This window comes from Duganella guangzhouensis, assembly GCF_009674535.1.
Classification (GTDB): domain Bacteria; phylum Pseudomonadota; class Gammaproteobacteria; order Burkholderiales; family Burkholderiaceae_D; genus Rugamonas; species Rugamonas guangzhouensis.
Window position 1 is genome coordinate 147,149 of record NZ_WKJK01000017.1, and the last position, 9,953, is coordinate 157,101.

A 9,953-nucleotide genomic window follows, 5' to 3' on the forward strand; every position below is an offset into this window, starting at 1 on the left:
ACGATGAAACCATTTTTGAATCTGCTGGCTGCTGCGGCGCTGGCGGCGCCGTTGTTGGCGCAGGCTTCCGTGTCGGCCTATCAGAGCATGCCGGACGATCCGCGTGCGATCAAGGTCAAGGCGGTGGGCGATGGCCGCGCCGATGATACGGCGGCGATACAGGAGGCGCTGAACGCGGCGTCCGACCGTGGCGAGGGCGGGGTGGTGTTCCTGCCATCCGGCCGCTATCGCATCACGCGTTCGCTATTGGTGCCGCAGGCGGTACGCTTGTACGGTGTGGGGCCGACGCGGCCGGTGCTGCTGCTGGCTGCGCATACGCCGGGCTTTCAGAAGGGCGTGGCGAATATGGTGGTGTTCACCGGCGGCGATCAGTACACGGTGGGCAAGGTACCGGTGCCGGTGAAGAGTGCGGTACCGTATAGCGAGAACGTGCGCGATGCGAATTCGGCCACCTTCTATTCGGCCATGAGCAATGTGGACTTCGAGATTGGCGATGGCAATCCGGCGGCAGCAGCGGTGCGCTTGCGCACGGCGCAGCATTCGTATCTGAGTCATATGGATTTTCATATCGGCTCGGGACTGGCGGGTGTGTACATGGTGGGCAATGAGAGCTTCGATCTGAAGTTTTATGGCGGCCGCTATGGGATTCTGACCGAGAAGACTTCGCCGGCATGGCAGTTCACGCTGATGGATACCACGTTCGACGGCCAGCGCGACGCGGCCATACGCGGGCATGAGGCGGGGCTGACGCTGGTGAATACGACGATCCGCAATACGCCGGTGGGCATAGAGATCAGCCGTGGCTATGGCGATTGGTTGTGGGGCAAGGATGTGCGCTTCGAGAATGTGTCGAAGGCGGCGGTCGTCATCAGCAATGAGGACAATGTCTATACGCAGGTTGGTTTTGAGAATGCGCTGGCGAAGAATGTGCCGGTGTTTGCGCGCTTCCGCGACAGTGGCAAGACGGTGGCGGGTTATGGACCGGTGTATCGGGTCAGCGAATTCAATTATGGGCTGATGCTGCCGGGACTGGGCAGCGTGGGCAGGTTCGATACGCACGTCAAGGGCGAGGCGTTGAAGGCGATGCCCGTGGCGCGGGCACCGGTGCTGCGGGCGATGCCAGCCACCAGGGAGTGGGCCAGCGTGCGCGATTACGGCGCGGTGGGCGATGGCGTGACCGATGATACGGCGGCGGTGCAGAAGGCGATCGATGCGAACCGGGTGGTGTATCTGCCGCTGGGCTTTTACATGGTGCAGGACACGATACGGCTGCGCGCGGATTCGGTGCTGGTCGGGCTGCATCCTGGTGTGACGCAGCTGGTGCTGCCGAACGGCGCGCCGGCGTATGCGGGGGCGGATGGGCCGAAGGCGCTGCTGGAGAGCGCGAAGGGCGGCGCTGCGATGGTTTCCGGCTTCGGCTTGGCGACCGGCGAGGTGAATCCGCGCGCGACGGCGTTGTTGTGGCGCGCCGGCGCGGACTCGCTGGTGGACGATATCCGGATTCAGGGCGGACATGGCACGCGGCTGTATGACGGCAAGCGCCGCGACCCGTACAAGAAGAATGGCGATTTCGATCCGACCTTGCATTGGGATCGGCAGTATCCGAGCATTTGGGTGACCGATGGCGGTGGCGGTACGTTTGTGGCGTGCTGGTCGCCCAGTACCTTCGCGCAGGCGGGCTTCTATGTGTCGAATACCAGCACGCCGGGCCGGGTGTATGAGCTGTCGGCAGAGCACCATGTGCGGGCGGAGATTGTGCTGGATAACGTCGCCAACTGGGAGTTCCTGGCACCGCAGACGGAGCAGGAGGTGCGCGATGGGATGGATGCGGTATCGCTGGAGATCCGCAATTCGCGCAATATCACGTTCGCCAATTACCATGCGTATCGCGTCACGCGCTCGGTGAAGCCGGCGGTGGCAGCGGTGAAGATGACCAATTCGGAGAATATCCGCTTCCGCAATGTGCATGTGAATGCGGAGAGTGGTTACGCCACGTGCGATGAAAATGGCTGCGATACCTATCTGCGGGCCAGCAAATATCCGTTCGAGAATACGCTGCAGGATTTGACGCGCAAGCAGGAGGTGCGCGAGCATGAGTTTGCGCTGCTGGATGTCGGGCCAGCCGGGCCGGTGCCGAAGGCTGCGGCGACGGCGGTGGCCAAACTGGAAGACGGCTTCTATTCGATCGCCGGCGCGGCGGTGGACCAGCGCGGCAAGCTGTATTTTGCCGACCGCCGTTTCAATCGCATTTACAGCTGGTCCAAACAGCAGGGCTTGACCGTGGTGCGCGATGCGCCGCTGGACCCGGTCAATCTGGCGATCGATAGCAGCGGTGCGATCATGGTGCTGTCGTCGGCGGGCACGGAGGGGACGGTGTACAGTTTCCATCCCGATCAGCCGGCGGGGCCGGTCACCATCATCAAGCCGACGCCGGTGCGGGCGCATGGCGCGGCGACGCGGGTACTGGCGCCGGCGAACTTCTGGCAGAACGGCGAGTTCCGCGATCAGCTGAATTTCGATACCTATGAATTTACCACGCTGGCCGAGATGTTCGCGCGTGACGTGGCCAAGCCGAAGCCGCGCGAGTACGTGTCGCCCGATGGCAGTCTGGTGCTGCCGGCCTACCGCGTGTTCCGCCAGGGACCGGCCGATCATCTGGGCTGGCGCTGGTCGGATACGCTGGACTCGTATGGCCTGGTGGCGGCGGGCGGCAATGGCCGCGTGGTGTTCACCAACGGTTCCGAGAATCGCAGCTTCAGTGGCGTGATCGGCGCTGGTGGCGGCATCAGCGATCTGCGGCCCCTGGCCAATCGCGGCGGCGAAAGCGCGGCGCTGGACAGCAAGGGTAATCTTTATGTCGCCAATGGCCAGGTGTTTGTTTATGCGGCGGATGGCCGGGAGATCGGCCGCATCGATGTGCCGGAGCGTCCGTTGCAGCTGATTTTCGGCGGCGCCGATGGCCGTACGCTATTCATCCTTACTCATCACGCGTTGTACGCGACAGGAGAGTTTCATGCGCAATAAGATCGCAGTTTTACTGCTGGCGCTGTGCGCGCAGGCCGGCGCGCAGCAACTGCTGTGGCCAGACGGCGCGCCGGGCGCTGAAAAGCGTCACGGCGAGGCCGAGAAGGTCGAGAACAGCTATGTCAGCAATATCCACGATCCCTCGCTGACGGTGGCGCGGGCGAATCCGCGTCACGCCAACGGTGCCGCCGTCATTATCGTGCCGGGCGGCGGACATCGGATGCTGGTGTGGCAGAACGAGGGCATGGTGGCGGCCAAGTCGCTGAACCGCGTTGGCGTCACCGCGTTTGTGTTGAAGTACCGGCTGGCGCGCGATGGCGGTTCCGGCTATTCGATCGAGAACGATGCGGCGGCCGATCTGCGGCGCGCGCTGCGCTGGGTGCGCGCGCATGCGGTGGAGTATGGCGTCGATCCGCAGCGGGTCGGTGTGATGGGCTTTTCGGCCGGCGGCGAACTGGTGTCGCTGGTGGCGGATAATCCCGAGCCGGCGCCGCCGGCGCGGCAGGATGCCGTCGACAAGCAGAGCGCGCGGCCGGACTTCCAGATCCTGGTTTATCCGGGACCGCTGGGCGTGCCGGCCAAGGCGGTGGCGGGCGCGCCGCCAGCCTTCATCGTGGCCGGTTCGAACGACAAGTGCTGCATGCCGCCGGCGCTGGCCTTGTATCAGCAGCTGGTGGGCGCGAGCGTGTCGGCCGAGTTGCATTTGTATGCCGATACCGATCATGCGTTCAACATGGGCCAGCGCTCGGAGCGGCTGTCCGACGTGCACTGGCCGGACCGGGTGGCGGACTGGCTCAGCGATGGCGGCTGGTTGATCCCGCGCAAGGGCGAGTCGCCGCAAGGTGTGCCGGCGCCGTAGTTAGTTGCATCGCCGCCACGGAAGTGCGTTACCGTACGGCACGCGCTGGAGTAGAATCCGAGAATTGGATTTTGTCCACCAGGAGGCAGCGATGTCTACCAAGCAAACTTTCCGCCCAGACTATCAATCGTCCGAGGTGGTGGAGGCCGGCATCGAGCTGGCCAACAAGGTCGGTCCCGAGAGCGCGGCCGAGTACCTCAGCCATCGCGGCGTGCTGGAAAGCGTGATCAAGCGCGTGATTTCCGAGCCCGAGCACCGGCGCAACCCTGGCCGGTTGCGGGTGCGCGACGAGCGCTCGCTGGAAGAGGGCTCGCGCTCGAATAAATTTATGCCTTGAGGAAACTCAGCAGGCGGCGCAGCTGGAATTGTCCGGCGCGCCAGGCCAGTTTCAGTCCCAGCGGCGCCAGCCGCAGGCGTTGCGCGTGATTGCGGTAGATGATCACGTCGCTCAAGTCGCGCCCTTGCGCGCCCAGATGGAACTTGTAGGGTTCCTTGCCCCAGCCGAAATTCATTTGCCTGAAACCACGTTCGACGCAGTGGGAACACATCAGGTAGGCACATAAAAATCCCAGCCGGTACACATCGTAGCGCGTGTCGTGCGCCAGGAAGCGCGCGCTGACCACGCCGCCGTTGTGGTAGCAGATCGAACCGGCGCAGCATTGCCCGTCGATGCTGACCACGCCCACCAGACCGCAGCGCTCCAGCATCTGCCGGATGCGCTGTTCCTCGCCAGAGTCGATGGCGATGGCATCACGGCGGCCAGCCAGGCGCTGGCGATGCAGTTGCAGGATGGCGCGCACATGCTGCGGGTCGATCTGGCCCTGTTCGGTCACCTGGAACGTGAACGATGGATGTTCGCGGCGGATTTTATTCAGACGGTTCTTCAGCAGCGAACGGGTGCGCGCGCCCAGGCTGTCCAGATAGGCGTCCGTGCTGGCGGGCAGCATCAGCACGCTGTCCTGTTCGCAGATGCCGCGCTGGAGCAATGGCTGGCCGGCCGATGGCGGCATGTCGACCGCGCGCAACAGCACGGCGGCCGGCGGCGGGGCGTGCGCAAACACATGACGGGCGAAGCGTTGCGCCTCGTCGACGGTGAGCGGAATGCCTTCGTTCAGCACGCGCACGATGGCGCCGTCGTGGCGGTACAGCAGCAGCGCGGTGGTGCGGTTGGCATGGCGCGCCACGTAGGTGCTGGCCTGGTCGGCCAGGCCATACACCTCGAAATGCGCCAGCGACGAGTAGCGGCCGGCGTGCAGGCGGCTCAGCTCGCGTTCGGCGTAGTCGGGAATGTGGTCGGTGTAGCTGTGGCATTCGACGCGGTCGGATGCGGTGGAGATAAGAATCGGGTTCATGCGATCTCCTTTTTGCGTAGAGGATTCTCATTCTAGGCAGGGCGATGGCGGCTGGCGTTTATGCGCGATCAAGTGCGCGCGGGCGCACGTTTGACGATGCTCTATTGACGCCAGTGGCATGCGGCTACGCTGAGGGACGTTTTTTCTGCAAGGAGTTTCCTCATGGCCGCGACTTATCCTTCGGTATTGGTGTTGGGCGTGGTGCCGTCGCTGACGTGGTCGGTGGCGCGCTGTTTGCGTCGCGCCGGGCGCGCGCCGGTGGTGCTGGCCTGGCATGCGTGTGCGCCCATCATGTGGAGCGGCGACTGTCGGCGCTATGTGCGCTGGCACGGCTTGCGGCGCAGTGGCGGCGTGCTGGACGCGGCGGCGCTGACGCATGTGTGGCAGTTGTGTGAAAGCGCGCGCATCGACGCGGTGATGGGGGCGGATTACGACACCGCCTTGCTGCTGGCGCAGGCGCCGGTGGCCGAGCGCGCGCGCATTCCGGTTTGCGCGGTGCCGCCGGCGTCGACCATGATGACGCTGAATGACAAGTGGAATTTCACCCGCTATCTGTCGGCGATCGGGCTGCCGGTGCCGGATAGCGCGCGGGTGGATCTGGGGGCGGGCTTGCTGGCGCACGGCTTGCTGTATCCGGTGATTACCAAGCCGCTGGATCGCTGGGCCAGCGTGGGCTTCCAGGTGCATCGGACGCCCGAGGCGCTGGAGCGCACGCTGGCGCGCGGACGGGTGACGGCGGGCTTTCCGCTGATCGCGCAGTCGTATGTGCCGGGCTGGGATGTGGGGGCGTCGTTTCTGGCGCGGCGCGGCGAGGTGCTGGCGTGTTCGGTGTTTCGCCATACGCGGCGCGGTGAGCGGACGTTTTATCCCAGCGTGCGGGTGCGCGATTATGTGCGGCGCTTTGTGGCGGCCTGCGATTACAGCGGAGTCGGGCATCTGGATCTGCGCTACGATCCGGCGCTGGACAGCTATTTCATTCTGGAGTTGAATCCGCGCTTTTGGGCGTCGTTGCTGTATGCGGAGCGGGCGGGGCTGAATTATCCGGATTTGCTGCTGCGTGCGGAGGAGGGCACGGCAGCGGAGCCGGCGTTCCCGCGCTCGGGACGGGTGCGGCTGCCGGCCTATGAGCGCGGCATGACGCTGGCGACGCGCTGGTTCAGCAGCGCGTACGAGCGTTCCACCGGAGCGCGGCTGTAGCTACGACGCTCCATCCATGTGTCCTCAGTCGCGGCGGGTGGAAATCCAGGCGCGCTGGCGGCGCAGCAGGTAGCGCAGGTAAAGCGGGATTTTGGCGAGGATGTAGCGGGCGATGGCGGGCAGGCGTTTCGCCGGCAACAGGTCGCGGCCGTGTTTGGCCCAGGTGGCGAGCAGGGACAGTGCGAGTGCGGCGGCAGGCAACAGTGCCCATGGCGTTGTGATCAGTGCCAGGATGGTGGCGAGCGCGGTCAGCATCAGCAGCAGGCTGAGTGGTGGAATGCACAGGTCCAGCGCGAGTGTGGCGTAGGCCCAGTCGCGTTGCCGGATGGCGCGGTACAGATGGCTGGGCGCTGTGTGCAGCAACAGGTGCAGGTGGCCGTGTTCCCAGCGGGTGCGCTGGGCGCGGGTGCCGGCAGGGTTGTCGGGGAAGCGACTGTGCAGGATCGCTTCATGGCAGTAGACCGGGGCGTGGCCTTGTGCGGCCAGGGTGAGGCCGAGGGCGAGGTCTTCCGCGAGGTGGTGCTGGAGGTCGATGGTCTGCAATTGCGCGTAGGGGATGGCCATGCCGCTGCCGGTCAACTGGCAGGCCATGCCGAGCCGTTCGCGGCCCAGCGCGCGCAGGCTGTTCTTAATACGCCAGGCGAATTCGGCGATTTGTTGTTGCGGCACGGTTTGGGCGTGCATCAGATAGCGGGCTTGTGCGGGACGGTTGGTGCTGGCGCAGCGGGTGGCCAGACGGTCGAGGGCGCCGGCGTCCAGCGTGCAGTCGGCGTCGATGCAGATGACGATGTCGGGCGCTGTGGCGGCGCCGGCCAGCCATTGCAGGCCGAAGGCGAGGGCGTAGGCTTTGCCGCGTCTTGCGCTGTCATGGCGTTCGATGACGGTGGCGCCATTGGCGCGGGCGATGGCGGCGGTGTGATCGTCGCAGTTGTCGGCAATGACCAGCAGGCGGTCGGTGGCGCTCAGCTGGGACCGGATGGAGCGCAGCGTGGTGGCGATGCCGGCGGCTTCGTTGTGGGCGGGGACCAGGACGGTCAAGGCGGGGCGATGGTAGTCTGGTCTCGCCTGTGCTGGTCGCGTCGGCGGCGGTTGGCGCGCGGGCAGGGCGGTCAGCAATTGGAGGCATAGCAGCACAATCGGCAACGCCAGTATCCATAACGGCAGCGTCATGGCGTGCGCGCCGCGCAGTGCTGGCGGAAATGGTCGCTGAGGGTGGCGACTTCGCGTTCCAGGCTGTGCTGGCGGGCGACGTCTTGCCTGCCTTGCTCGCCCATGCGCGCGAGCGTGGCCAGTGGCGTGGCGAGCAACTGTGTCAGCGCCAGTGCCAGCGCATCGGTATCGCCGGCCGGCACCAGCCAGCCGTTGCGGCCTGGCCGCACCAGTTCGGGAATGCCGGCCACGTAAGTGCTGAGCACGGGCCGGCCGAGCGCCATCGCCTCCATCAGCGCGACGGGCAGACCTTCGGCAAAGCTGGGCAGCACCATGGCGCGGGCGTTGAGAAGAGCGGCGCGGATCTGCTCGCCGCTCAGCCAGCCGCTGATGTGCAATACGTCGTCAAGCCCGAGCCGGGCGGACAGCTGTTGCAGCTCACCGCGCAGCTCGCCGTCGCCGGCCAGCAGCAGTTGCAATGCGATGCCGGCGTTGCGCAGGCGGCTGGCGGCTTCCAGCAGCAGGAGCTGGCCTTTTTGCTCGCACAGGCGGCCCACGCACACCAGCAGCGGCGCGTGTGGCAGCGTGGCGGGCGTGCTGTCGCCATAGCCTGCATCCAGCCCGCAGCGGATGATGATCACTTTATGCCATTCCGCGTGCGGCAGTAGCCGGTACAGCTGGCTGCGGCCGAAGGTGCTGATGGCGACCACGAACGCGGCGTGGCGGATTTTGTCGCGCAGGTGCAGGCTGGCGGCATGGTCGAATTCTTCCGGGCCATGGACGGTGAAGCTGTAAGAGATGTCGGCCAGCGTGGCCGCCAGCATGGCCACCTGCGCGGCATTGGTGCCGAAGTGGGCATGCAGGTGGCTGGCGCGCAGCAGGCGCGCTACCTGGCAGGCTTCGACCAGATATAGCAGGTGATAGGGCCAGGGCCGCAGACTGCGTCCGGCCATGCGAACCGTCAGCGTCAGGGCGCGCGCAAAGCGGCGCGGATGGCGCGTCAGCATGGCGGCGGTTGCTGTGAGCAGTTTGACGACGCTGCCGTTGCCGAGGATGTAGGTGGTACGGGCCTGCTCGTCACGGTCGGCGGGATCGGGCAAAGGTTCGCTGCAGGGACGCAGGGCCATGCGCTGGACTTGCCAGCCCTGCCGTTCCAGTTCGCGGATCTCGCGGCGGATGAAGCTGTGGCTGGTCTTCGGATATTGATTCAGCAGGTAGGCTAGCATCACGCCTCCCGGACGGCGGCGCTGCCGACGAAGAACCAGAAATACCAGTTGAATGACAGGTAGTACAGCATGTTGTCGGACCAGGAGGTCAGCAGATAGGCCAGCACCATCGCCAGCGCGATCACCGCCGCCGGCCAGCTGGGCGCGACGCGCCATAGCCTGGGCAGCAGCCGCAGGAACAGCCAGCCGTAGGCGGCCAGGCCGATGAGACCGGTCTCGAAGTAAAGCTGGATGTAGACATTGTGCGGATCCCAGCTGTCCTGGCCCGGCAGCGGGAAGAAGCGCGGCGAGTAGTCGCGGAACGCCTCCAGGCCGTAGCCGTAGAGCCAGTGCTGGCCGTCCATCCAGCGCAGTCCAGCGCGCCACAGCAACACGCGCCAGGCGTAGGAGTTGAGTTGACCTTCGTTGTCGTAGGCGCCGGCGGCGATGTCGGTCAGGCGGGCGCGGACGTCGTCGTTCAGCACCAGTAGCGCGGGCGCCAGCAGGACCGGCAGCAGCAGGCGGCGGTCGGCCAGCAGACCGTAGAGGGCGAACAGCAGCAGGCAGCCGGCCCAGGCGCTGCGAGTACGGGTGCAGATCAGCAGCGTTAGCAGCAGCGGCAGATAGGCCCACAACAGCCGGCTGGGGGCGGCGCTTTGCAGGTAGAGTATCAACGCCAGCATCAGCAGCAGGTAGAAGGCGAAGATATTGGGATGGCTGAAGGTGGCTTGCAGCCGTTCGGCGCCGCCGTTGAGCGCGAGCTCGACGATGCCCCAGCCGACCGGCAACAGCGAGGAGCACAGCAGCAGGCGCAGCCAGCGCAGCCGGTCCTGGCCGGTGCGGATCAGCCAGAATGGCAGCGCGAACGCGGCGCAGTAGGAGGCTTGCACCAGCAGCAGGCGCAGCGCGCCGCTGGCGTCCGGCGCGATCGCCACCGAGGCCAGGCCGGCCAGCAGAAATGGCGTCCACATCGGCAGCACCACGGCGGCCAGTGGTTGCGGGCGCAGCAGGGCGAAGCGGAGCGCGGCCAGCAGCAGCAAGGCGTTCAGCAGGGCGCCCGGCCCCATGCCGCCGCCCTGATCGCGCAGCGCTTCCAGCAGCGGATCGCAACTGGCGCGCACCAGCAGCAGCACGCCGCACAGCCGCGCCGCCCACGCCGGCCAGCGC

8 protein-coding genes are annotated in these 9,953 nt (G+C 66.0%); 4 read left to right on the plus strand and 4 right to left on the minus strand.

The features are described 5' to 3' along the window. Positions 1-3: 3 nt before the first annotated feature. From GJ699_RS26590 to GJ699_RS26600, 3 genes are all read left to right on the plus strand, one after another. Positions 4-3,024: a glycosyl hydrolase family 28-related protein gene (locus tag GJ699_RS26590; protein ID WP_154382079.1), complete on the plus strand. Its 3,021-nt coding sequence runs from the start codon at positions 4-6 to the stop codon at positions 3,022-3,024. After that, positions 3,014-3,883: an alpha/beta hydrolase gene (locus GJ699_RS26595; RefSeq protein ID WP_154382081.1), complete on the plus strand. Its 870-nt coding sequence runs from the start codon at positions 3,014-3,016 to the stop codon at positions 3,881-3,883. The genes GJ699_RS26590 and GJ699_RS26595 overlap by 11 nt, the downstream gene beginning before the upstream one ends. Before the next feature lie 91 nt (positions 3,884-3,974). Continuing rightward, positions 3,975-4,220 (plus strand): hypothetical protein, encoded by a 246-nt coding sequence (locus GJ699_RS26600; RefSeq protein ID WP_154382083.1) that lies wholly within the window; start codon positions 3,975-3,977, stop codon positions 4,218-4,220. Here the strand turns inward: GJ699_RS26600 and GJ699_RS26605 are convergent. Further along, entirely contained in the window at positions 4,210-5,235 is a 1,026-nt protein-coding gene (locus GJ699_RS26605; protein ID WP_154382085.1) for a GNAT family N-acetyltransferase, read from the minus strand. The genes GJ699_RS26600 and GJ699_RS26605 overlap by 11 nt on opposite strands. A gap of 162 nt (positions 5,236-5,397) precedes the next feature. Between GJ699_RS26605 and GJ699_RS26610 the strand changes: the two genes are divergently transcribed. Then, positions 5,398-6,432 carry an ATP-grasp domain-containing protein gene (locus GJ699_RS26610; protein WP_154382087.1) on the plus strand — a complete coding sequence of 345 codons (1,035 nt, stop codon included), beginning with the start codon at positions 5,398-5,400 and terminating at the stop codon, positions 6,430-6,432. A gap of 24 nt (positions 6,433-6,456) precedes the next feature. Here the strand turns inward: GJ699_RS26610 and GJ699_RS26615 are convergent, their stop codons facing one another. The 3 genes from GJ699_RS26615 to GJ699_RS26625 form a co-directional block, all read right to left on the minus strand. Next, positions 6,457-7,602, minus strand: a complete 1,146-nt coding sequence (locus GJ699_RS26615; protein ID WP_154382089.1) for a glycosyltransferase family 2 protein — start codon at positions 7,600-7,602, stop codon at positions 6,457-6,459. Further along, a complete protein-coding gene (locus tag GJ699_RS26620; protein ID WP_154382092.1) occupies positions 7,599-8,807 on the minus strand; it encodes a glycosyltransferase in 1,209 nt (402 codons plus the stop codon). The genes GJ699_RS26615 and GJ699_RS26620 overlap by 4 nt, the downstream gene beginning before the upstream one ends. Then, a partial coding sequence (locus GJ699_RS26625) for an O-antigen ligase family protein (protein ID WP_154382093.1) occupies positions 8,807-9,953 on the minus strand: 1,147 nt, incomplete at its 5' end. The genes GJ699_RS26625 and GJ699_RS26620, both read right to left, overlap by 1 nt.

What these genes read in the sequence shown, in the direction of transcription:
- GJ699_RS26595 (WP_154382081.1), top strand. Translation starts at nt 3,014, where the DNA reads ATGCGCAATAAGATCGCAGTTTTACTGCTGGCGCTGTGCGCGCAGGCC.
- GJ699_RS26620 (WP_154382092.1), bottom strand. Translation starts at nt 8,807, where the DNA reads ATGCTAGCCTACCTGCTGAATCAATATCCGAAGACCAGCCACAGCTTC.
- GJ699_RS26615 (WP_154382089.1), bottom strand. Translation starts at nt 7,602, where the DNA reads ATGACGCTGCCGTTATGGATACTGGCGTTGCCGATTGTGCTGCTATGC.
- GJ699_RS26610 (WP_154382087.1), top strand. Translation starts at nt 5,398, where the DNA reads ATGGCCGCGACTTATCCTTCGGTATTGGTGTTGGGCGTGGTGCCGTCG.
- GJ699_RS26590 (WP_154382079.1), top strand. Translation starts at nt 4, where the DNA reads ATGAAACCATTTTTGAATCTGCTGGCTGCTGCGGCGCTGGCGGCGCCG.
- GJ699_RS26605 (WP_154382085.1), bottom strand. Translation starts at nt 5,235, where the DNA reads ATGAACCCGATTCTTATCTCCACCGCATCCGACCGCGTCGAATGCCAC.
- GJ699_RS26600 (WP_154382083.1), top strand. Translation starts at nt 3,975, where the DNA reads ATGTCTACCAAGCAAACTTTCCGCCCAGACTATCAATCGTCCGAGGTG.